At 44.4% G+C, this 23,922-nt stretch carries 19 protein-coding genes; 4 read left to right on the forward strand and 15 right to left on the reverse strand.

The features are described from left to right. Positions 1–57: 57 nt before the first annotated feature. From SOW26_RS00345 to SOW26_RS00365, 5 genes are all read right to left on the reverse strand, one after another. Positions 58–699 (reverse strand): hypothetical protein, encoded by a 642-nt coding sequence (locus tag SOW26_RS00345; RefSeq protein WP_320651683.1) that lies wholly within the window; start codon positions 697–699, stop codon positions 58–60. Beyond that, complete coding sequence (locus SOW26_RS00350; protein ID WP_154477833.1) at positions 692–1,993, reverse strand: DUF3114 domain-containing protein; 1,302 nt, start codon at positions 1,991–1,993, stop codon at positions 692–694. Before SOW26_RS00350 ends, SOW26_RS00345 begins: the two co-directional genes overlap by 8 nt. Positions 1,994–2,173: 180 nt before the next feature. Then, entirely contained in the window at positions 2,174–3,592 is a 1,419-nt protein-coding gene (locus tag SOW26_RS00355) for an MATE family efflux transporter (protein WP_276959087.1), read from the reverse strand. A gap of 184 nt (positions 3,593–3,776) precedes the next feature. Beyond that, positions 3,777–5,504 (reverse strand): phage tail domain-containing protein, encoded by a 1,728-nt coding sequence (locus SOW26_RS00360; RefSeq protein ID WP_320651684.1) that lies wholly within the window; start codon positions 5,502–5,504, stop codon positions 3,777–3,779. Beyond that, a complete protein-coding gene (locus tag SOW26_RS00365) occupies positions 5,474–7,522 on the reverse strand; it encodes an InlB B-repeat-containing protein (RefSeq protein ID WP_320651685.1) in 2,049 nt (682 codons plus the stop codon). Before SOW26_RS00365 ends, SOW26_RS00360 begins: the two co-directional genes overlap by 31 nt. Before the next feature lie 347 nt (positions 7,523–7,869). Here SOW26_RS00365 and SOW26_RS00370 point away from each other — a divergent pair, with 347 nt between their 5' ends. Continuing rightward, on the forward strand, positions 7,870–9,288 hold the full coding sequence (locus SOW26_RS00370; RefSeq protein WP_320651686.1) for an MATE family efflux transporter: 1,419 nt from the start codon (positions 7,870–7,872) through the stop codon (positions 9,286–9,288). 111 nt (positions 9,289–9,399) lie between these two features. On the opposite strand, the gene pepT is transcribed toward SOW26_RS00370, so the two are convergent. The 6 genes from pepT to SOW26_RS00400 all read right to left on the reverse strand — a co-directional run bounded on the left by pepT (position 9,400) and on the right by SOW26_RS00400 (position 16,184). Beyond that, entirely contained in the window at positions 9,400–10,626 is a 1,227-nt protein-coding gene (pepT, locus tag SOW26_RS00375) for a peptidase T (RefSeq protein WP_276959808.1), read from the reverse strand. A gap of 386 nt (positions 10,627–11,012) precedes the next feature. Continuing rightward, positions 11,013–11,936, reverse strand: a complete 924-nt coding sequence (locus SOW26_RS00380) for an ABC transporter permease (RefSeq protein ID WP_276959807.1) — start codon at positions 11,934–11,936, stop codon at positions 11,013–11,015. Continuing rightward, entirely contained in the window at positions 11,920–12,687 is a 768-nt protein-coding gene (locus tag SOW26_RS00385) for a hypothetical protein (protein ID WP_320651687.1), read from the reverse strand. Before SOW26_RS00385 ends, SOW26_RS00380 begins: the two co-directional genes overlap by 17 nt. A gap of 1 nt (position 12,688) precedes the next feature. Continuing rightward, positions 12,689–13,402, reverse strand: coding sequence for an ABC transporter ATP-binding protein (locus SOW26_RS00390; protein ID WP_154477819.1), 714 nt, complete (start codon positions 13,400–13,402; stop codon positions 12,689–12,691). 2 nt (positions 13,403–13,404) lie between these two features. After that, a complete protein-coding gene (locus SOW26_RS00395; protein ID WP_154477817.1) occupies positions 13,405–13,977 on the reverse strand; it encodes an MptD family putative ECF transporter S component in 573 nt (190 codons plus the stop codon). Next, the gene (locus SOW26_RS00400) at positions 13,962–16,184 is read right to left on the reverse strand and encodes an ATP-binding cassette domain-containing protein (protein WP_320651688.1); all 2,223 of its coding nucleotides are present in this window, start codon (positions 16,182–16,184) and stop codon (positions 13,962–13,964) included. Before SOW26_RS00400 ends, SOW26_RS00395 begins: the two co-directional genes overlap by 16 nt. A gap of 70 nt (positions 16,185–16,254) precedes the next feature. On the opposite strand from SOW26_RS00400, the gene SOW26_RS00405 reads away from it, so the two are divergent. After that, complete coding sequence (locus SOW26_RS00405) at positions 16,255–16,830, forward strand: TetR/AcrR family transcriptional regulator (RefSeq protein WP_320651689.1); 576 nt, start codon at positions 16,255–16,257, stop codon at positions 16,828–16,830. A gap of 151 nt (positions 16,831–16,981) precedes the next feature. Here the strand turns inward: SOW26_RS00405 and SOW26_RS00410 are convergent, their stop codons facing one another. Together SOW26_RS00410 and speB are read right to left on the reverse strand one after the other, a co-directional pair. Continuing rightward, a complete protein-coding gene (locus SOW26_RS00410; RefSeq protein WP_320651690.1) occupies positions 16,982–18,415 on the reverse strand; it encodes a YjiH family protein in 1,434 nt (477 codons plus the stop codon). A gap of 16 nt (positions 18,416–18,431) precedes the next feature. After that, complete coding sequence (gene speB / locus SOW26_RS00415; protein ID WP_276959802.1) at positions 18,432–19,379, reverse strand: agmatinase; 948 nt, start codon at positions 19,377–19,379, stop codon at positions 18,432–18,434. 183 nt (positions 19,380–19,562) lie between these two features. Here speB and SOW26_RS00420 point away from each other — a divergent pair, with 183 nt between their 5' ends. Continuing rightward, complete coding sequence (locus tag SOW26_RS00420) at positions 19,563–20,465, forward strand: LysR family transcriptional regulator (protein WP_276959801.1); 903 nt, start codon at positions 19,563–19,565, stop codon at positions 20,463–20,465. 229 nt (positions 20,466–20,694) lie between these two features. Here SOW26_RS00420 and SOW26_RS00425 read toward each other — a convergent pair whose 3' ends face one another. Then, a complete protein-coding gene (locus tag SOW26_RS00425; protein WP_320651691.1) occupies positions 20,695–21,183 on the reverse strand; it encodes an ABC transporter substrate-binding protein in 489 nt (162 codons plus the stop codon). A gap of 401 nt (positions 21,184–21,584) precedes the next feature. Here SOW26_RS00425 and SOW26_RS00430 point away from each other — a divergent pair, with 401 nt between their 5' ends. Beyond that, complete coding sequence (locus SOW26_RS00430) at positions 21,585–22,151, forward strand: hypothetical protein (RefSeq protein ID WP_320651692.1); 567 nt, start codon at positions 21,585–21,587, stop codon at positions 22,149–22,151. Between the two features lie 157 nt (positions 22,152–22,308). Here SOW26_RS00430 and SOW26_RS00435 read toward each other — a convergent pair whose 3' ends face one another. After that, positions 22,309–23,679: an ATP-binding protein gene (locus SOW26_RS00435; RefSeq protein WP_320651693.1), complete on the reverse strand. Its 1,371-nt coding sequence runs from the start codon at positions 23,677–23,679 to the stop codon at positions 22,309–22,311. Positions 23,680–23,922 lie beyond the last annotated feature (243 nt).

A 23,922-nucleotide genomic window follows, 5' to 3' on the forward strand; every position in this document is an offset into this window, starting at 1 on the left:
CCTGATACGCCGGTGATTTCCCCCTCTTTTTCTATCTCCAGCAAAAGGCTTCTTTCCTTATTTCTGCTTATAAGAGGTTAGCAACTGCTGAATGCTTTCCGGCAGTTTTTCCTGGGAAGAATATACCGGATACCGGTCCAGCTTCCCTCGCTTTTCAAAGCTATCCGAAGACTTCATCTGCAGTAGATACCGGTCAAATACATAGTGTTTTCCCTTTTTGGTAAACTGCGGCTCCGGATTATATCCGGTTGCTGCGTAAGACACTTCATTTGCCACTGCATACTTCTTTTCCTTCACATCTGCTACCGTTTCAAAAACGATCTGCATTCCTCTGGTCTCCTTGATGAAGATGTCTTCCCCCTTCCGGTAGTATTCTCCTTCTGCCACAAAGATCTCCGGATAGATATCCTCTGATTCCATGATCCATCTGGTGTCTTCCAGCTCCTTCTGGTTGGCATAGCCGCTGTAGTCTATGGTGTATACAAAGTGTGTCTCATCCACCATCTGAAACACCATGTCCTCCACCTCATAACTTTCTCCGATCTTCATTTCCTTTACAGGATTTCCCGAAAAAGTCTGTTTCAGGTCATGCACCTCTTCGTAGTATTCTTCCGGCCAGAAAAACCAGTAGGCAATCACACCCAGCAACAGCAGAAACACAATCAGAACTCCTGTGATCAACCATTTTCTCTTACTCATCTGCCGCCTCCTTTACTGCCTTTTTCAGCCGTTTGATCTCTTTTCTTACAGATTGGGAGCAGCTTTTTTTCTGGTAGGAATAGAGGCCCTTCTTGTTGAAATAGGACTCACTCCAGTCTCCCGTTCCCACCTGCACAAGCTCCGTCCGGATATTGTTTGGCGCCTGATACACGTAGTCGGCCGTCCTGGTCACCGCCTTCCGATAAGCAGGATCGTGCGCACGGACCGGCGTGATATCCAGCGTTCGGTGCAGCTTATTGTTTTTGTTGGCATAGTTAAAGGAAGCTCCGTTGATGATCCCGTTGGTGTCTGTCCCCTCCGGATCCAGCTCATTGACAAACCGTCCCTCACTGGAAAGGATAAATTCGGTGTGGAAATTCATTACGATCTTGATGTTTACCAGTGTGTCATAGTTGGGATAGCGAATCACCACAGAGCCCGACTGTCCCCGCAAGGTGGCCACCTTATTGTGAAGCCGGGAGGATTCCTCCAGATCATACTCCACGAAGTATCGGAATTCTTCCAGTCCAAACTGATCTACCGCTTCCTTCGCCTTACGTTTTGCAGCCAGATAGGCCACCAGCGCATCTTTGTCGGTCTGCCCTTTCTCCCGGAAATTCTCCCGGACCCACTGTGCCTGCTGCGCCGAGATCACATACCGGAACTGATGGATCTGTTTTGCCAGCGGATCCATCCGGGACAACTCCTGCCTGGGAAATGCCTTTTGCACAACCCGGGCAAAGCTTCCCCAAAAATAGTCATCCGGCTGTAATTCGTCGGAAAATTTCTCAACCAGCCGTCCGGTCTCTTCTTCCTCTCCCGAAAGCTCCTCCGGAGCTCCCACCAGCTGCAGGCTGTAAGTCAGCAGCTGCCTGGCCCGTTTCTTCTTTATCCCCTTGGCTTCTTTCTGCCACAGCTCCTGAAATACCCGACTGCCAAATACCTGACTGTCGGCAAACATGGTTTCCAGTTGCTCTTGCGCCGTCTTAAGATCCTTTTTCGTGTCCAGCTGATGCACATACCCTCCTGCAACTGCCTTGGAGGACCAGCCTGCCTCCTGAAGCTTTGCAATCTGCTCTTCCAATACTGCTTTCAGCTTCTCTGCCTCTTCTGCATCCAACACTTTTTTGTGTGCGTTTAAGAATTTTTCCTTTTCTTTCTTCAGGCTCAGTACCTTTTCCTCTTTGGCTGTCTCTTCATACATCTGCCTGAGTTCTCTCTTTCCCCCAAACAGGTACCAGATGAAACAGGCCGCCAGCAGGATCAGTCCCCCTGCGATTATTTTTTTCTTCATAGCAAACCCTCTCTTTGATCCATCTTTTCCTCCGGCTGTCTGCTTTTCCCCTTTTGCAGCTTCGCCTTCCTGTGATTTTTGTTTTTCGTTTACGGCTTTTTCTTTTTTCCTCTTTGTTTTCTTTCTTTTTTGTTCCCTTGTCTTTTATTTCTTTGTCTTTTCTTCTCCCCTCTTCCAGCTTCACTCGTTCGGCTGTTTCTCCTCTGCTGCCTGCACCGTCGCCTTTTCTGCCGTTTCCTGCCCTGCTTCCTTCTCTCTGGCAAGAAAATATCCGATCGCCCCGGCAGCCGCCAATCCACTGATCCCATCTGAAACCGCATGGGACAAGTAGACCCCGTCGATTCCCAAAAGTCCGGGCAGGATCAGAAGCGCCGGAAGCAGGATCCCACCATACCTTAAAATATACAGGATCGTTGTTACCCTGGGCTTTTTGACACTTTGCAGGAAGGTGGTTCCCATGGAATGAACTGCCACCAGAGGAAGCATGGACAGATAGATCCTGGCATTGTGCACCGTCATTTGAATCAGCGCCTGGTCTTCCGTAAACAGGGAAATAAACACCTGCGGGATCAACTGGATCAGAAGCAGGATCAAAAGCATCAGACCCACTCCGAATTTCAATGCAAGCATCAGGCAGGCTTTCACCCTTTCCTGCTTTCCCGCCCCGTGATTAAAGCCCAAAATAGGCTGGATTCCCTGTCCGATCCCATAGATCACCATCAGGAAAAACTGGGAAAGGGAAGCGATGATGGTTACGGAAGCCATTTGATAATCTCCGCCATAGCTTATGATAAACTGATTTAAAGAGATATTGACCACCGTCCCAAACAACTGCATACAAAAATTCGGGATTCCGTTGACGGTAATTTCCACCAGATTCCTGCCGAATTCTTTTGCGGAAAGGAAGAAGAGCTTCCCTCCTCTCCCACCTTCCGCAATGGGATTCCGGAGGAAAAACCGCAGTACAAAAACTGTCACCAGTGTCTGTGACAGCACAGTGGCGGCCGCGGCTCCTTTGACTCCCCAGCCAAGCTCCCAGACAAACCATGCATCCAGCAGGATGTTCACCCCTGAACTGACCACGACATAGATCATAGAAGACCTGGCATGCCCCAGGGCACGCACACTGTTATTCAGGCAGTACCCTGTCAGTCCCGGAACGCCTCCCAGAAGAATGATCCACGTGTATTCCCGGGCGTAGGGATAGACTTCCTGTGATACTTTTAAAAGATGGAACAGCTGATCCATAAAAACGATCCCCAGTACCGTCACCAGTGTCTGCATCCCTATAAAATACCAAAAGGCCGTATTCAAAAGTCTCTGTGCCTTGTCTCTGTCCCCTCTGCCACATTCGATGGAGATCAATGTGGCAGAGCCTATCCCGATCATCAGGACAAACGCCATCTGCATGATCTGAAATGGCATGGTGATCCCAATCGCCGTCAGACCCAGCGGGTTCATGCGTCCCACAAAGATCCTGTCTGCCAGATTGTACACCGCCGCCGTGACCATGCTCAGGATCGCCGGAAGCGACAGACGCACCATCAGCGTTCCCAGCTTTTCTGTTCCCAAACGGTTTGTCATTTCCTGACTTTCCATATGTCTTCCTCTCATTTCTTCCGATGATTCTTTGGAATGTATTCCGCCGTTTTTTCAGTATAGGTGGTTTTGGGGAACATGACAATCCTTTTTTACAAAAACCTACCCTGACAGTCCTGCACAGTCTTCCTGTGTTTCCCATCAGGGTAGGTTCTTCTTTTTATCTTTCGAGGTTCTTTTTCAGCTATCTTGACTGCTCGCTTCTCCTCCTGCGTCTCTCCCTGTTCATCACGAGAATCCCCCCTGTCAGCAGCATTACAGCCACATAGCCTCTGCCATCCCTGGCATCTGCCGTCTTAGGTGCTTTCTTCCCTCGTTTTCTTGCTTCTTTCGTCTTATCTGAAGAAGCCGGTTTCTTCGGATCCTGCGGATTTTCCGGCGTGTTCGGTCCACTGTGATCTATGGAAGTGTCCTCCTTTTTTACGACCACCGTATATTGAATGGTATCCATATCTCCTTCTGCCTGGTCTACATCCCTTCCTGCCGGATCCTGCTTTGCCGTCCAATGGTAGTAATAGAATTCTCTTTTGCCCCCGGCGGAGACAGCCACGCTGCGGAAGCTTCCGTCTACCTGACCGGTTACCGTCAGCTTCTCCTCCGCTTTTACCGTTTCCCGTACCTTCACCTTGCTGATCGTCAGATTCAGATATTCCGATATACTGTTGACGTCTTTCTGAAGATCCACAAACTTACTGTACTGTTTTTTCAAAGTCATCTTGACCGTAACCGCGTGATCCTCCCTGATGATATTTTCCGGCTTTACTTCAAACAGGTCATTTTCCGTAAATGTGACCTTGGAGTCTTTCTGAAGGTCCAGTGTATCCGGAAGCGTAAAGACAGCCGTAAAGGAAGAATCTAAGCCTTCTACCCGGATTGCCTCCAGATCGCCTCCGTAGGCAGCTGCCAGCAGATTGATCTTATCCTGGATATCCGTAATGTTCAGCCTTCCCGTATAGTCTACTTCCTCGTCTTTTTTCACTTCATGCAATTTGTCGTGCTCTGTATCGTCTCCGATCAGAATGTCCCCCAGAAGCGTTTCCTCCTGTGGGACTCTTCCCTCCACCGTAAACTGGATCGTAGCATCGTCTTGGGCCACTTCATCTTTGCCGGAAGGCTCCTGCGTCGCTTCAAATCCAAAATCAAATATTTTCACACTCTTCGTAGAATCCTCCAGCGTCACAGCGGCAATAGAGTGGAAAGTTCCCGTTACCGTTCCGGTCACCGTCAGCATCTTCCTGTCCACAATCTCCGGTGCAAGCTCAAACCCGTCTACCGTCACCGTCAGATACTCATCTGTTCCGGAAATCGCCTGCTTCAGATCCGCATACGTCTTGATCTTCTCCGCTTTCAGTGCAAAGTCCACCACGATCGTTCTGTCCTGTATCTTTGTTCCCGTGACTTCAAAGGCTCCATTCATTCCTGCAGCTTTGGCTTTCGCTGTTTCCGGCATACGGACTCCTTCCGGTACAGTCAGGGTTGCCGTAAAGGAGGAACGCAGTTCACTCAGATCGATCGTCTTATCCGTCGGATACAGGGCTTCTATGCCCTTCATCTTCTCCTTTATCTCAGCTGTTTTGACCGCTCCCGTAAAGGAGATGGTCTCCCCCGCAACATGGAATTCTTTTTGAGAGCTGGTCTCACCGGACCTTCCCCAGATATCTCCCTGAATCCCCACTTCTTCCCGGATCTCCTCCACTCCGGCATCCGGCTTCCACTTGATATAATACGTCATATCCTCTGTAATGGATGCCGAGGCACTTGCCGTCTTATTTTGATCCGGATCGCTGTACCAGTAATAGGAATCTCCGAACCAACCATCCACATAGTAAATACTGTGGTAGTCCCGTGCTGCCATTGTCTTGTTGGGTTCGTTGATTCCGTTTACCTGAATGGCTGACGTAAATTTTCGCAAAGTAGTCCCGTGCTCTGCCTTTTCTTTTGCGACGGCCCCTCGCCGCCTGTGGCATCTGTTTCTATCGTAAATTTATCCTTCGTGGCTTCCGCCTTAAACGGACTGTCCGCGCTGAATTTTCCACCATTTGCAGAAAATCGTACCGTATATTTTTTCGGCTCCCAGTTGGCATATATCGTAACAGCATCTTTCCCGTTCAGAGGAACAAAGTCACCTGCTTCTACCTTCTCTTTTCCTTCTTTGTCCGTGGACCAGTAGGTAAAGTTTTTTCCTACTGTTTCAAAGGCAGGATTGACTTTCTGTACTTCTGCCAGGGACACGATCTGAATGGTATCCTCTTTGACTTCTCCGGCTATGATCGTAGGCTTTGCTCCGCTTCCATTATTGATCTCGTATGCCACCAGCTTATTGATCGCTTCTCCCGTCCACTTTGCATACACCACCAGATCTTTTGTCAGTACTGCCCGCGGATCGTACTGCTTTTCTTCCTCTCCGTCCTTATAAAACCAACCCGCAAAGGTCTTGCCGGACGCAGCCGTCGGCTCTCCCGGAATCACCACCTCTGCTCCGTTTGCCTCTTTGGCATCGGAAAGCTTCATTCCCCGCATGCCAAGCACTTCCTTGTCGGCCGCAGAGCCGTCCGGAAACACTGCGCTGACCTCATTTACCTGAAAAGTGACCTTTGCTGCCGGCACCCATACATGCTTCTTTTGATCACTGGAAGGATTGGCTACCAGATAGGTGTAGGCCGCCCCGTTTTGATCCAGGACATTCAACTGAGACACACTGCTGTCACTTAACGTAAACAGGGACAGTCTTTCATTTCCATGTTCCTCTCCATTGACGGGAATAGCCTTTCCCGACTGATATTTGTCGTCATATTTTACCAAATGGGAGCCTCCCAGTACCACGTAGTCCCGCTTACTGTCGGAAAGACCATTGTCCACAGACGCTTGTGCCGGCGTTTCTACTCTGGAATTTCCCAGGAAAGTAATCTTATTCCCCGCCTTGTTCTGTACCCCAAAATGAGAACCGCTGTGATTTGCCCCTTCCAGGGTGGCTCCGTCAAAGGTGACCTGTCCCTCGTTTACATTCAGTCCACCGTTTCTGTTGTTGGTCACTCTTACGGTAGAATCGTTGTCTACCAGCATCTTTATCCCGTATCCCAGGGTGATTCCCTTGCCTCGCCAGTGACTGCTGAAGTTCTTCACTTCCAGCAGAGAGTGATTGGTAATATGGTACTGTCCCACTGTCCACGCATTGTCCAGGTTCAGTCCTGTCTGGTAGCTGACGCCTGCTCCGTCTATGGACAGGGTGGAACCATCCAGAGTTACCGGTCCTTTAAAGTAAACCGGAAGATGATAGAGCTTCAACGTGGAGTTCACTGCCCGGAATCCGTTCCACTCGTACAGCTGCCATTTATCTCCCTCATATCTTTGGTTCAGCGTCAGATTCTCAAATACGCTGTCTGCACTATTGGACTGAAAGTATCCGTTAGTAATGTCCATGTTCACCTTTCCCGGCGCGCTTCCTTTTATCTGACCTCCGCTTATTACAAAGGCAAATCCGTTGGCCGGAAACGTAAACTTATATGTTCCGTCGTTGATCTGTGCATCCTTTTCTACCACGACAGCCTTTCCATATCCGCTCATGGTCAGTGTTTTACCATCTGCCACTTTCAGATGTGTTCCCTTTTTCAGTGTAATGCCGACTCCGCTCCCCTGCATGGCGAGGTCTTCTGCGATCACCAGCGTTCCCGGCTTGTTAAATACGATTCCGGCGGCTTTATCAAAGCTTTTCACCTGGATCGTACCATTCTCCGGCATCAGGCTGACCGCCTTCGCAAATGTCTTTACTGCCGTTTCCGGTGTCAGCCCATCCCGCGTATCGTCTCCTGCCGCAGCATCCAGGTAGATAGTCGAGTCCTCTGCCTGTACCTGCAGCGCACCTTGCGATGACCATCCCAGCAGCCACGCAAACAGCAGCGCCCACAGCAGCTTCTTTCCAAGTTTCTCCATTCCTCTTCTCCTTCCTTTTATCCTTCTATTTGGATATGTTTCCCGTCAGAGCAATCTCATACGAGTTTAGTCTACTACTTTACTTTTCCAGATTCAAGCCATCCTATCCTATTTTTTATTTTTCTGATACATATTGTCTGAAAAATATGCGTTTTTTCCCTCCTGCAGCGTTCCCATTGTCCGGGAAATTTCCCGCTTTTCCCATATCCTTTAGTTTCCTTCCCTTTTCCTTCGTGGTACAATAAGGCAAACGGTACGCTTCCTTATCTGTCGGACTCGGATTCGATGTTTTAGGAGGCGGCGCATCTGTCCGATACAAAATCAAGAGAGAGGTTGTTTGAAAAATTATGCATTCCGTACACAGTGATTCCCGCGAAACAAAAGAGAGGACAGCTTCCCCTCTTTCCCGAAAATACGATCTATCCTCCAGCCCTATCACCCGGTCTCTTCTTCGGCTGACTGCTCCGATCCTGGGAACTTCTCTGGTGATGATGCTGCACAGTCTGGTAGATATGTGGTGTGTCAGTCAGCTGGGAAGCGGGGCTGTGGCCGCCGCCGGAACCGGAGGATTTTATATTTGGCTGGCTCTGTCCCTTGCCTCCATCCCCCGGATCGGAGCACAGATCAAAACCGCCCACGCCATGGGCGAAAAACAGTACGAAGAGGCCGCTTCTTTTATTCAAACCGGTCTTTTTCTTGCGTGTTCCATGGGGCTTCTTCTGGGTCTGATTCTTTTGGTTTTCCGGCACCCGCTGATTCACTTTTATGGATTTCGTGATCCTTCTGTCATATCTTCCGGTATTACCTATTTGACCACCATCAGCATTGCCATGCCCTTTTTTCTTATCAATCCCGTGTTTTCTTCCGTTTACCAGGCAATGGGCAACAGCAGGCTGCCTTTTTTGATCAACGCAACCGCTCTTTCGGCAAATCTGGCACTGAATCTTCTCCTCATCTTTGGTCCCGGTCCCTTCCCTGCTCTGGGGGTATTTGGCGCCGCTCTTGCCACTGCCCTGTCTCAGTGTCTTATGACGATTCTGTTTTTTCTCATCATGTTTCGCTCCAGGGAACTTCCGGTCAGGCTTCACCGGCAAGCCCCCATTGATCTCTCCAAGGCAAAGGAGATCGTCCGCATCGGGCTTCCCTACGGAATCCAGGAAGCTTTGTTTGCCCTGTTTTCCATTGTCCTTTCCCGCCTTGTGACATCTTTTGGCAACCAGGAAGTAGCCGCTTACCGGGTAGGCGCCCAGGCAGAAGCCATCTCCTGGCAGACCGCCGTCGGATTTTCCTCTGCCCTGACCGCCTTCGTCGGACAGAACTTTGGCGCCGGAAAGCCGGACCGGATCCGCGCGGCATACAAAAGCGCCCTCCTCCTGTCTGCTTCTGTAGGACTGTTTGCATCGCTTCTCTTTTTCCTTTTTGGATCGGAGATCTTTGCACTCTTTTTCCCCACAGAACCCTTTACCGTAGAGGCGGGCGCCTTGTATTTAAAAATATTAAGCTATTCTCAGATCTTCATGTGTATAGAGATCACTACTGCCGGTCTGTTTGGCGGTCTGGGAAATACCCGCATTCCCTCTGCGATCGGGATCGTCTTTACTTCTCTTCGGATCCCCGGTGCCTATCTGCTGTCTTCCTTTCTTGGTGTCCGGGGGATCTGGTGGATCATTACCCTTAGCAGCATTGTAAAAGGCATCTGCGCACTGCTTGCTGTTTTTTATCTGAAGCGCTTTCGTCCCCGGGTCTTTTTCTCTCCCAGAAGCTGACGCCCGATACAGGGTTCTATGCTATGACGACCGTTTCCGCATCCCTCTTTTCTTCTTCCCCGTATCGATCACGTCTCATACAGGTGTCTGCGTCAGAACAGAAGCTTCTGTTTACACTTCTCCTGTGGTCTGCGCGCAGAATCGGCGGGCGATCTCTACGATCAGTGCGGAGGCGTTCCGCATTTCCTCTATGGCTACCAGTTCAAATCTTCCGTGAGGATGATAGTCTCCTACGAAAAGATTCGGACAGGGCAGCCCCATGTAGGAAAGTCTGGATCCGTCTGTCCCTCCCCGGATCGGCTTCACCAAAGGTGTGATTCCCAGCTGCTTCATGGAATCCAGAGCCAGTTCTACAATTTCTTTGTGCGGCTCTACCATTTCCCGCATATTGTAGTAGGAATCCTTCATATCCAGCTCCAGGATGCCGCCGTACTTTTTGTTCATATAGTCCACTGTATCTCTCATCAGCTCTTTTTTCTTTTCGAACTTCTCCCGATCATGATCCCGGACCAGATAATCCATCTCCGTATAGTCAATGGTGCCCCGAATCTCATTCAGCATAAAGAATCCCTCATATCCTTCCGTATGCTCCGGGCGCTGCGCCTTTGGCAGCATTTGCTCCAGTTCCATCCCCACATACATGGAATTGATCATCATATTTTTAGCCGACCCGGGATGTACGCTTTTTCCCTGAATTTTTATCAGTGCAGACGCGGCGTTGAAGTTCTCGTATTCAAACTCTCCTTCTTCCCCTCCATCCAGTGTGTAGGCAAACTTTGCCCCAAAAGCTTCCACATCAAAATGATCCGCTCCTGCTCCGATCTCTTCGTCCGGCGTAAATCCCACCGCGATCTTTCCGTGTTTGATCTCCGGATGTGCCACCAGGTACTCCAATGCATCCATGATCTCTGCGATCCCCGCCTTGTCGTCTCCTCCCAGCAGCGTCGTTCCGTCTGTGGTGATCAGCGTCTTTCCGTGCAGCGCTTTCAAAGCCGGAAACTCTTCTTCCGTCATGACGATCTTATCATTCAGACGAATGTCTCCTCCCTCATAGGACAGGATCCTGGGATTTTTGCACTCTCCCCCCAGAGCAGGGCTGGTGTCCATGTGAGAAATAAATCCTATGACCGGCACCTCCTGGTCCACATTCCCGGCAAGGCTTCCGTACACATAGCCGTACTGATCCATCGTTGCCTCCAGTCCCAGTTCTAAAAGCTCGTCTCTTAAACGTTCTGCCAGCTTCAGCTGCTTTGCCGTGCTGGGAACCGTGTCACTTCTTCCATCCGACATGGTATCCATTGCAATGTACGACAAAAACTGTTCTACTAATTTTTCCATTGCCAAACCTCCTTGTGCTATTTCTCTCATTATAGCACTTCTTCCGGGGTTTCTCCAGAAACCGCGGGATTTTTTCTTTCTGCTTTTTCCGCAGTCTTCAAGTCTTCAGTTGGATGCAAAGTAACCTGTTCCCGAAGAAGCCCGCAAGGCCCCGCACTCTTTCCCATGTAACAACTGGTCTGACTATAAGATCCTCGTCAAATTTTTCTATACGATTTCTCTGTTTCTATTTTCCAAGAGTAAAAAAGAGGACATCTACACTCTGGCGTGCCATGTCCTCTTGCATGAAAAACTGATATTTATATGATTTTATTTTGTTGGTTTCGGTAAAGCGATATTTCTATGTGTAAGCAAATCCAATGGGAAGCCCTTGTATAAGGACTGTTCTATTCTTGCTTGCTTATTAATCTCATCCCGCATACTGCAAGTACCAACGAAACAACTGACATTGCCAGCATCGGAATCACCTCGATTCTTCCGCTAATAACTGAGTTTTGCAAATAATAGAGTGGCGATATCTGCGCAACGAGCTTCATCCAATTCGCCATATGTTCCATCGGAAATAACATCCCGGAAAACAACCCCAACGGAAAGATAATTCCTGTTGACACAATCCAGATATATCCCTCATTCTTCATTAGAGCTGATAAAAAAATGTACAGTCCTGTTGAAAGGAACAAGGTGACGATAAACAAAATACCAAGCTGAAAAATATCAGATTTTCCCAAATCAAATCCCGCAAATTTATAGAACAGCAGAATCAGTAAACTTGCAATCCCGTAGACAAATAGGATTGCCAGACTTTTGCCTAGGATATAGGAGCCGAGTTTTATCTTGGAATTTCTGACTCTTAAAATAATTCCATTTCTTTTTTCACTAATCAAAACCGTAGCGAGCAGGCCTGCCGCCGTTAATAATTTAAAGAATATAATTCCTACAGAATAACTGAGTTTCGGTCTTTCGTCAAAAGCCTCACCCATCGGATTACTATTTTCAATCATTGATATTAACGGATTATGAGAAATACTGCTGTAATATTGCAGGATATTTCCCTCTTTGTCCGTCTTTACAACCAATGTTCCTTGCGAAAGTCCGAGAAAATAGTCCCTTTCGTCGGCTTCCAACTTCATCATTTTAACATTTGCTATATTTGGCGCCTTTTCTCCGATATATCCCACAACGGGAACATCGGAATAGGCAAGCGTCATACTGACAAGCACAATCATAATAACAGGCATGATCACCATAGAAGAAATAAAGCCTTTGGTATTCTTGAGGATTCTAAGAGTAAATTTAAATGCTTGCCCCATTCTTCACTCTCCTTCCCATTATGGAAATCAATATTGACATAGGTATAAGAAGCATTGAAATCCATATCCACAGATCATTTCCCCAATTTACATGGATTAAATCTTTGAATATCAACCTGTTTGCCATTGTCAAAGGGGATATGTACATAAGCACATTCATACATTTCGTATTTGACAAAACAGAAGTCAAACTCAATGCTCCTCCGAAATAGCCCATCATCATTACAATCATCAAGACAGTATTGGAAAGCATTGCTCTATTAGAGACTAAAAGCCCTACAGACAAGCCTAAAATAATACTGATGACGGGAATACTGAAAAAGACACATGCAGACTTTACTGAAAAGCTGATGCCAAATAATATCCCATATCCAGTTGCATTCAGTGCAATCATAATAAGTGAAAAAACATAATGTGTAAAAAATTTTATCAAAACAAACTTCCCTTTCCCCACTACCCTGTCCCACACATGAAGCCTTCTTTCCTCAAAAATACTCAGCCCTGCTAAAACAGCATACATCATCAGCATAAAACCAAGTTCGCTTACTCCAAACTGGATTTTTGAATTCAACAACATCCCGTCATACATGATGATTTTTTTTGCGGTATTTACCGCCATGGTATTTTGACCATACTGTGATAAATACCCTTTGGTACCTTCACTCATAATAAAAGTAAGAAGCAGCGGCAAGAACATGATGACGAAATAGATCGGGTTTTTGATAATTCCTTTTATTTCCTTTTTCAGCATATCATTCACCGTCTTTACGCAAGACCTTTACAAAAACATCTGACAGATCTGCTTCCTTATTTTCTGCATCGGACATTTCTCCGATAAGCTTCTTTGTTGCTCCTTCCAATACAAGCTTCCCTTTATCTAAAAACACGATTCTGTCGCACAGATATTCAACCTCATCTAAATAGTGAGAGGTATAGATGATATTTAAGCCGCCATTTTTCAGTTCTTTAAGATATTCCAATATTTCCTTTCTGGAAATCGGATCAATTCCGACACAAACTTCATCACAAATCAGGAGTTTAGGATCGTGGACCAGTCCGGTTATCAGATTCAGCTTTCTTTTCATTCCACCAGACAACTTACTTGCCTTCGTCGATATCTTCTCCTTCAGTCCTGCTTTTTCAATTAGTGCAACGCTTCTTTCTCTTGCTTCTCCTTTGTCTACTTTATACACAGATGCAAAAAACAACATATTATCCATTACGGAAAGTTCCGGGTATATAGCCAGCTCCTGCGGAACATAGCCAATATCCCAAATGCTTAAATCAGTATAATTAAGTTCTCCGTCAAAGGATACGTTTTGGATGATGCAATTCATCAGTGTACTTTTACCTGCACCATTCACCCCCAATATCCCATAAGCATTTCCATTTTCAAAATGATATGAAAAATCTATAAGAGCAAGAGACTTTTTATATTTCTTTGTTACATGTTTTAGCTCCATCATATCTATACCTTTTCTATCGAAAAATGTTTTTTGCAGAATTTTTTAGAAATGTGAGTTCCTATAACCGAAACAACAATGATAGCTACTGCAATTACAGCCATCATGGGAATTGTCCTGAGCTCTTGCATTTTCATTGCATAGCCCTGTCCGTACATTTGCTTTACCATGTCTAATTGCTGTTCTCTCGTAATCATATAAGGAATTACAGTGCCACCTACATAATGGAAGAGCATAGCTAAAACAAAGGACAGACTAAGACCTTTAAATCTGTTTTTTGATTTTGATACCAGCAACTCGGCAATGATTCCTGCAGCAACCATCATCCCAATGTAATAGGGCATAATTCCACCTATCCCCCATATTACACAGTAAATTAACATGGCCCATTTCTTTTGAACTTTAGCTCCTGTCAATACAAATGGCAATGCTAAAAATAAGCTTTGTACAATTGGTGAAATCAGAATGGTATATGGTGTAAACAAGAAAGGCATTGGTATCAAGTACATAAATAGAATTCCTAATACTGAAAAAGCTGCTACTAACACTAAATCTTTCACTCTTAATTTGTTATCCATTTTATTCCTCCTGTCATTAAAAATGTGTAAACCGATATATATAGTACACACAACATATAATCGGTGATCTTGAAACTGGCTTCTGTCAATACTGTTCTTTTTTTACCTATGACCATCCCCTTTGTTTCAATTCCCAGTGATAAATTTTCTGCACTTCTTATTAAGCTGAAAACAACAGGGACAATGATAAATCTCCAGATCACTACCGGATTTTTATTTTTAATTAGCTTTCTGGTTTTAAGACTCATATAAGATATGGAAAAGTCGTATCGCAGCGCCGGAAATAATCTTATAAATGAAATAAGCGGTATGAGAATATAGTCTGTTATATTGGCCTTCTCTAATGCTTCTATGATTGTTATAAGTTTTGTATTGCCTGTTACATTTTTTAATGCATACCCGCACATCATGCCTCTTATGATAAAAATCTCAATAAAAGCCTGATAATATAAAGGGCAAACCATCCTCAGTTTGCTTAACACAAAATAAGTAACTGCCATTTTTACTGAAAGCATATAATTTTTATTAAACAAACATACTGTCGCTACTATTCCCATGAAATATATTGAATTTTGTTTTGACGGATAGAAAAATACAGCATTCGCAGCCGTAAAAAATACAATCAAATTCACAATAGGATTCACCTTTGAATATCCTGCTTTTTTGTTTTCTGCAGAGCCTTTGAGTTCCGCCTTCCTCACAGATTGAAGCTTACATATCATCTCACTAAAATCATTTTGATTGCTGAGTTTTCTATGTACAGTTGCTTTTCCATCCTCTAAAAGAATATATTCATCCGCAACTTTTGACAGAAGTTCCAAATCATGAGAAATCAAAAGTACAAATCTTCCTTCCTCCCTCATTTTTCTTATCAATGCACAGATACAATTCATTCTTTTAAAGTCTAACCCGCTGGTAGGTTCATCCAGGATCACAATCTTATCATTACTTGTATATGCCAAAAGCACCGCCAGTCTTAACGCTTGTCCTCCTGAAAGTTTAGACGGATGCCGATCTTCTAATCCATCCATATCCACCATTTTAAGAAGATTATGAATTTCCAAATCGCTTAATTTATTATTTTGAAGAAGAATCTCATCTTTCACCGAAGCCGTAACCATCTGATGATAGCTATCTTGCATACAAAAATATGAATGATCTATTCTTTCTTTTTTTGAAAGAATGCTGTTGTCAAAGGCAAAAACCGCTTTTCTGTTCTCAAGAAGTCCTGCAATCAATTTGCCTAATGTACTTTTCCCCGAACCATTCCTGCCGATAATCGCCGTTACCTTATTTGATTTGATTGATAAAGATATATGATTTAATATTGTTTTATCTTTGATATCGTAACTAAGATTTAAAATTTCCAATGCTCTTCTTGATTTTCTGTCAAAATCCTCTTGATTATTTGAGAAAAATATATTTTCACTTCTAACTTCAAATCCATCCCCTTTTATCAACGCTCCATCCTGCATCACATAAACCTTATCGCAGATATCTTTTAGATAACCGACCCTATGTTCCGCAATCACTATTGTTACTCTTCTTTTCTTAAGTTCATAAATATGTTTTTTTAACTCCTCTATCTCGTTCATATCCAAATTAGCTGTAGGCTCATCCATAATAACTATTTTGGGGGTTTTCATATAGGAGCTTAACACGCTGAGCGTCTGGGCTTCTCCACTTGATAAATTCAAAATATTTTTATGCAGCAGTAACTCCTGATACTGATCTTTTAGACAAGAAAATTTATCTTCTATTTCTTCTTTCCTATTGCCAATACATTTTGAAGAATACTTGCACTCATCGTCCGCATTGGAAAATAAAAATCCACTTTTAGGATTTTGCAGAATACTGCCGACGTATTTTGAATTGAGTCCAGCAAAACTGTTTTTATAATCATAAAAATCTGTTTGAAAACTACCCGTAGCTACCCCCTGAAATACACTGGGACAAAGTCCATTTATAACTCTCAGCAATGTAGTTTTCCCACATCCACTCAGCCCTGTAAGGACAACGCACTCACCCGTCGTTATCTGTAAATTTATCCCTTTCAAAGCCGGATTTATTTCTCCCTCATAAGTGAAACAGAAATCCCTGAACTCAATCACGTTTCCACCTCTTTCTTCAGTGAATATTTTATCTATTTCATTCATTGGACTGATTATAGCACCGTCCGGAAGCAAAGTCAATGAATTAAAATACATTTTAGTTCATTGACTTCCTCTCATGTACTTGCTAAAATATGGGTATAATTTCTCGATTGGAGGTGAACAGATGCCGGCTAATTTCACAAAAGAAGAAAGAGATATTTTACTAGAAAAGTTCTATAAGGAAGGATATATTCTTCTAAAAAAATTTGGATATAAAAAATTAAAGATCGTTGATATTGCCTCTTCCGTCGGAATTGGCACAGGGACTTTCTATCATTTTTTCAAGAGCAAAGATGCGTTTATCATTTGGCTTATAAAGAAGAGAAAATACGAAACAAGGGAACAGTTCTTGGCACTGTCCAAAGAATATCCAACCGGAATTCCCATGGAAGTTTTTGAACAATTTTTATTTGATACAATTTCATACAATAACATTTACAGATGCCTTACCCAGGATGATTACAATATCCTGCAAAAAAAATACGGACTTCTTGATAACCGAAATGAAAAAATAGAAGAAACTGCCACATTTATGATGCGTAAACTGGCAACCACCAAATCTATCAATGATTTTCTTCTATTTTCAGAAGCCTATACGATCATCATTATCGGCACTTCCGATTTGAATAAATTAAATCCTGAACTGACTGATACTGCTGTGAAACAGCTTATTCATTCGGTCTGTCAATTTTTATATTAATCTATCTATACACCCGTCCTTTGGAACATAGAAAACTATCATTGATATTGCAGCAGCTCTGTATGGAACCGTAAAATCAATCTCTTTTTTGCAGCACAGACAATACGCCAGTGGATCAAGGCCCACTGGCGTAAAAATCATTTTGAAGCTTCTAAAATAAAAGATGCATAAATAGTGCGCTGATGGGAATCGCCAGCACTGTCCTTTCAAAGAAACAAATCACCAGTTCCTTTAATGTGACCGGAATCTTGGTTGACAGCATCACAACGATCGTTTCAGAAAAGAATATGATCTGCACCATGGACACTGTTACAACCATATACCGCGCTTCCAGTGACAGCCGTCCCACTTTGTCGGCGATCAGAAGAACCGGCAGAAACATTTCGGCAATCCCAACCGGGAGGGACGGCGCGATCTGCGCCGCATCCGGCACTCCCAATAGCACCAGCAACGGTTCAAACAGCTTTCCGATCCAGTGAAATACCGGCGTATAGGTTGCTATGATCATAGCCACAATACCGGCTGCCGTCAGCAGGGAAATGACTTTCGGCAGAACAAAACAGCTGTCTAAAAGACTGGATCTGATCTCTCGAAAGAAATTCGGCGCAGTAGCCGCCTTCTTGATGGCCCGGGCGCCGCCGATCCTGACAACAGATTTCACAGGAATTTTTTCCGCCTGGATCTCTTCCCGAGTCTGTTCATGTCCATCCAGGTAAACCGATTGCTTTCTGGACAAGGGCGGAATCCTGCACATAAAGAAGCTGATGATCAGCGTGATCAGCATTGCGATAAAGTAGATCGGTAAAAAGTAGTCCGATAATCCGGCCGTTTCAATCACCTTATATGCGAATCCCACACTGACGGCGCTGAATCCGGTGGCGATCAACGCCGCTTCCTTTTTCGTATAGACGCCGCTTTTATAGAGCTTGCTGGTGATCAGAACTCCCACCGATGCAGAGCTGACAAAGGATGCAATGGCATTTACCGCGCTCCTTCCCGGCGTTTTAAAAACCGGTCGCATCAGCGGCTCCAGCAGACTGCCTATAAAATCCACGATCCCGTAATTCAGCAAAAACGGCATGAAGATCCCGCTTACCGGTATGATCAGCGCAACGTCCATGGCAATGGAATAAACCGTTTCCCCGATATCCGGACTTGTAATACAGGCAGGTCCCGTAAAGGATGGAACTGTGAAATGCAGCAGAAGGATCAATGTACAGACTCCGCCAAACAGGTAAAACAAAGGATGTATCACGGAATCTTCCGCATAATACCTGTACAGGAATGAATCCTTCCGCTTGCACAGATACTTCCCATAGATGCTGGCAAGGGCATTGCCCATAATTATGATCCCGCCCAGCCAGGATCCCAGAAGACCCAGGTTGGATTTGATGCTTTTATACACAATCCCAAACACTACGTCCGTCGTTCCCTTTATGGTAACGGGAACAAAAAAGATAAATACTGCGATCAGGGTAAAAATAACTGCTTTCACCGCGCCCTGTCTTTTCTGGCTATCTGACAATGTAAGCTGATCCAGCACCGCATTGTTGTTTAAATTTACATTGTTCTTATCGCTCTCCATAGGTTCCCTCCCTGCTCTATCCCTTCTTTTTTAAAGCAAGAATGGAAAGATACTCAAACACAAGATTTGCCGCAAGGTACGATGTGATCTCTCCGTGGTCATAAGCAGGAAGCACTTCCACCAAGTCAAATCCCACAAAATTCAGATCCTTCATGCTTCTTACCAGCTCAAGCGCCTCCAATGACGTAAATCCGCCCACTTCCGGCGTTCCCGTTCCAGGCGCATAAGCAGGATCTACAAAATCGATATCAAAGGTGAGGAAGCAGGGAGTATCTCCGATCCGCTCCAGCGCTGTCTGAATCAACGCCGGCATCCCCATTTCCCGTACTTTATGTGCCGGGATCAGCTTCATGCCCAACTCTGCCGCCATTTTGTGCTCATTTGGGTCGTAAAGGGAACCTCTCATTCCGATCTGAACAGAGTGGGCCGGATCAATCAGCCCTTCCTCCAGTGCTCTTCTAAAGGGCGTTCCGTGGTTGTACTTTTCCCCGAATACTTCATCACACAGGTCGGAATGCGAATCAAAGTGGAGCAGCGCCACCGGACCATGTTTTTTCGCTACGGCGCGCAGCTCTGCCAGGGTAATGGAATGATCTCCCCCCAATATGATGGGACAGGCATCTGCTTTTAATATCTCCGCCACTCCGGCTTCTATCGCCGCATACGTCGGGTGGATGTAGCCGGGCGTCACATTAAAGTCTCCCATGTCTCCTCCCTTTAAGCTGTCCATAATGTTTACCTGCATGATCACGTTGTTTGGTTTCATCATGGCAGAAATGTTACGGATCGCATTGGGGCCAAAGCGTGAGCCGGATCGGAAAGAGCTTGCCGTATCAAAAGGAGCTCCTGCAATTACGAAATCAAGTCCTTCTGCCGAATCCACTTTCTGCATCCTCATAAATGTTCCCATGTTACAAAATCTTGGCGAAGATAGTGCGCTTGCCGGTTGCTTATTCTCTGTCATAGTCAATCCCTCCTACATGAAATAAAATGATCTTGTTACATTGTTACGTTGTTAACAACTTTTGTTGTGTAGAGCATAGCATTAAATCTGCTCTCTGATATATACGAATCCTTGATAAGTTATATGAATTGTCATATAATAACCCCAGAAACTGTCGGTCTTCTTTCCTGGGTGGTGACAACTATGGACAGCAAATACTTTGAATATGTCATTGCAATATCCGAATGCGGCTCGATCAACAAAGCCGCACAAATCCTGCAGATCTCTCAGCCTAACCTGAGCGTCAGTATCAAAAATCTGGAGCAGGAACTGGGATTTTCAGTGTTTCAACGCAAAAAAACAGGAGTTCATCTGACAAAAGAGGGCGAACTTTTCATAAAGTCCGCCCAAAAGATCCTGGTAGAACTGGAAACCATAAAGAACATCCCGTTCCTCTTTACAGACAAGAAAAACATTTCCATCTCCTGTACCTATTCTTTCGATTTCATGAACTGTTTTTTGGATTTTAAAAAGAAAAATCCCTCCATTACTCATGAGGATCAGTTTAAAGAAACCGGCCTGATACAGACGATGCGGGATGTGATAGAGCAGCGGTATCGGATGTCGCTGTTTTACTGTTTCGATCAGGTCAGCCACGCTTACCACCAGTTTGCGGAAAGACACAATTTAAAGCTGATTCCCATTGCTTTAAACCGGCCGCTCATTCTTCTTGCCTCAAAAAGACATCCTTTGGCACGAAAGCGTGAGATCCTGTTTTCCGACATTCCGAATTATAAATTTATTATGTATGAGAATTTTAAATTTGACGAGTGGCTCCAGATCCTTGGCTTCAAAGACGATCATAAAATTTTGTACGTCTTTGATCGCGGAAGCCTGCTGGATGCGATCACCCGAAGCATGTACGTTACGGTTATGATGAAACGATATGCAGATACCTACAGCAAAGACTGTGTGGAACTTCCCATCATCCATGCGCCCGGCGGAATGAGCGCTTTCCTCCTGCACCATTCTGCCTATACGATGAATTCCCGGGAAAAATTGTTCATCAGACAGCTAAAGAAGCTGTTTTCGGAGGACAGGTCATAAACGCCGGGCTGCCGACTGACTCACAGACATGCCAAAGGCGGGGAAAAATCCCCGCCTGAACCTTCTGTCTCTTATCGACGTTCTGTTTTCTCACAGCCGTTTTTTCTTGAACAGATCAAATCCGCTGCAATACGCCATAAAATGTTGCATTCTGTTGCAACCATCCTTCTCCCGGAACCGCCGGTGCGATAGATGTAGTAGGAATCAAAATGAATGGAGTTGGCCTCTATCACGGTAAACGTTTCATTCCCCACGCCTTCCTTGATTTTTGCCGCAAACTCGGAAGCTCTGGCATCATAGTCAGCAAGCCATTTTTCCACATCCTTTTTTTGTTGAACCACTGACCTAGCTGCTGAAAGCGGCCGCGCCAATTCACATAGCTTACATCGTCCTCGATCATAACCGTAGGAGTTATGCTTTTGAGCTGCTCATAGACCTTATCATGCCGGACATTCATGATAATAAGATCCGGTTTTAATTCTGCGATTTTTTCCAGATTCAGATCTCCCGTTGACAAAGCGCCGGAGTAATTGCCAACCACCTCCATCTTCTTTTCGTCGAAAATCTGTTTCAAATGATCCGGGACGGATACCCCGTCAAACATACTGGTATTTGCCGAAGCAATTACGTTCATATTCAGAAGAAGCAACTCCTCTGTCAGACCTGCTACGTCAACGATACGCTGTGGGTCGGCGGGAATCGTCACCTTTCCCTTCATGTCCGTTACAACAACGGTATCCTTCGATTTCTGTGTATCCTTTTTGGATGTGGCACAGGCGGCCAGGGAAAGCACAAGGTAAGCATTATGGTTTTCTTCATTTTGATTTCCTCCAAACGATAGTCATATAGATTATATTTAACTAACTTTCAGGCAAAAAAATCATCAGTAAAACTGACAGAATCAGCATGCGCCGTCAGATTTATTTTTTCCGCCCGCAGAAGGTGATTTTTTGCTCCCTGACGGATGCCGGGGAGATCTCTCTGAAGAAAAATGCGCTTGACCGGTTAGAAATTTCTAACTGCAATAAACTTGTACCTTCTAAGGAACGAAACTTGCTCGTCTTCTGAAAACACCTCTTATTGAAAGGATGATACAAATGATTTGCACACCTTTTCGATATGAAGCCTCGGACATCTTTCCGCGCGGGTACTTTCCATATGCCCGGCGCTGCATATCACCATGTCCGCCAGCGTATTCGCAGACAAGGCCAAAAGGAAAACATCCACTCCCTTCTGTTTGAGCTGAGTTATACTCGAAAGGGTTCTATCACCGGAGAAGTCAACAATACTCTTGTAGAAGTGCAGCCCAGCCACGCATTGGTCGGATTTATGGGATCTGTCTGCGCATACGCAGAATATGACAAAGGCGAACATGTGCAGATGTACTCCATTTGGGCAATCCCCCATATGTTTGACGAATTTTGTGAGACTGTCAGCGGAAGATCCGACATCTCTTTTCAGGATTTCCAAAGCAGAGCCTACACATGCCATCATTGCAGAATGGATACGCGGGAGGAAAGCCTTTTGGAGGAGCCGGATGACTGCAAGCTAAAGAAAACCTTCAAGCTTCTTTTTGAGAAAACAGTCTATGAATATGTTCGCGAACAACGCCTTGAAAAAGCATTTAATTTCTTGGAAATCGGCGTAATAAGAAATAGCATCCACGATACCCCTGAGAAAGTTTGATGGATGCTATGTCTTGCACAGATTATTAAATTTTACTGAGGCCATCAGATTTTGCCATCCATAGCCCCACGCTTTCTTCTCAGTTTCTCATCCACCTCCCGAGTCACTTTTCCTATTCTTCTGGCTATAACATCATCTACATGATATCGTCCACATATTATTTTTTTCTCTTCTTTTCAACTGTTACATATTTTTGATTTCTACTTGATGGGCGATCGGGAATTGTCATTTGAAGTTCTCCTGCTTCATACAATGGTTTCAAGTATCTTTTTGCAAAGCTTTTGACATCCTTATATCCCATACACACTGTAATTTCTTTTTTACTTCTCGGCACTTTGCAATATTCTAAAATTCTGTTCTGCAGGCTATCCTGGGTGTTATCCTGGGTGTTATCCTGGGTGCTTGTATTTCTTCTATGGAAAATCACCGCAAACCCATATGCCTGCTGTTCAAATTCCACTCTACATCCTGCCGCTTTGCAAGTAGCATAAATACGCTTCAAGCCTGTTGCAAAGCTTTCCATATCTTTTGAGTAATATAACGTTCGTGTAATCAGTGGATTTCTTCTGACCGGTCTTTCATTTCCTTCAATAAACTTCTCTGGTGAAACACCAGCCGGAAATGCACCCGGATTATAAATCTCAATTCGATCTTTAAATATTGCCACCTCATTACTTTGCCTGGAGTCAAATATTTTATGTCCAAAAGAATTAATAATTGCCTCGCGAATCGCATCCAATGGTATTTCAGGAATTTCCTTTCTTGATAATCCATTTCCGATTTCAACACGCCAATCCATTGCATCAATGATGTACTGCTCTGCCTTTTTTGAAAGTTCCATAATGGAACCTGTAAACCTGCGGATATCCGTAAAGGTCAATCTCTCATTTGTTGCAAATTTTGCCATCTGAAGTTCATTAATACCACAATCACAAAATAATGCTGCTCCTGCATTTAACAAGTAATCACCCTGAATCAGTTCTAATTTATTCAATACTGTTTTTACATCTGTCTCCTCAAAACTGATTCTTCCTGCATCTTTTGCTTTTTGAAGATAAGTGTCAAAAGCATTTTTATCTATATCCTGAAGCGTATATTCAGAAACCTGTCTTTCCCACGAATATTTTACATTTTCCCGTTTGCGTATCATTTCATCATAAATGCCCTGTTCCATAATCAGATCTTCATCTGCAACTCGGATACGTGGAATGCTATACGCAAGATATGGCTGATGGCTTCCCTCAAAATCAACTTGAATACATTCCCTTTCTCCAATATAAACAGCCTTAATCTCCGGATAAATAGCAGGTGTAATGTGATTTCCAATTGCCTGACTTATCTTTCTCAGTGACTCATCTGTTATTACCTGTCCAATTACAGTGCCATCATTTTTCACGCCAAAGTACAAAACACCCTTTTTATGCTTGTTGAGAATTGCAGCTATAGATATCATTGCTTCTTTCATCTCGCCAGTACTTTTCTTATATTCTATTGTCTCAGTTTCCGGACCGATATTTACCAGACTCATTTTTCTTATCACCTTTATATTATTATATCTCCTATTTTATCCGATTTATATTTCATTATCAATCTTATTTTAATGTCATAAACCCTCACAACAAATCATCCACTCTCATATCACACATTCAAAAAAGCCACCCCTTACAGGGCAGCCAAGATTATAATTAATGATCCTACAATATTTACATTATTTTCTTTCCCACAGTTCTCTTGTAACTCACAATAAGATGTTTATGAATCGTCACAGACT

This window comes from Suipraeoptans intestinalis, assembly GCF_034091795.1.
GTDB lineage: Bacteria > Bacillota > Clostridia > Lachnospirales > Lachnospiraceae > Suipraeoptans > Suipraeoptans intestinalis.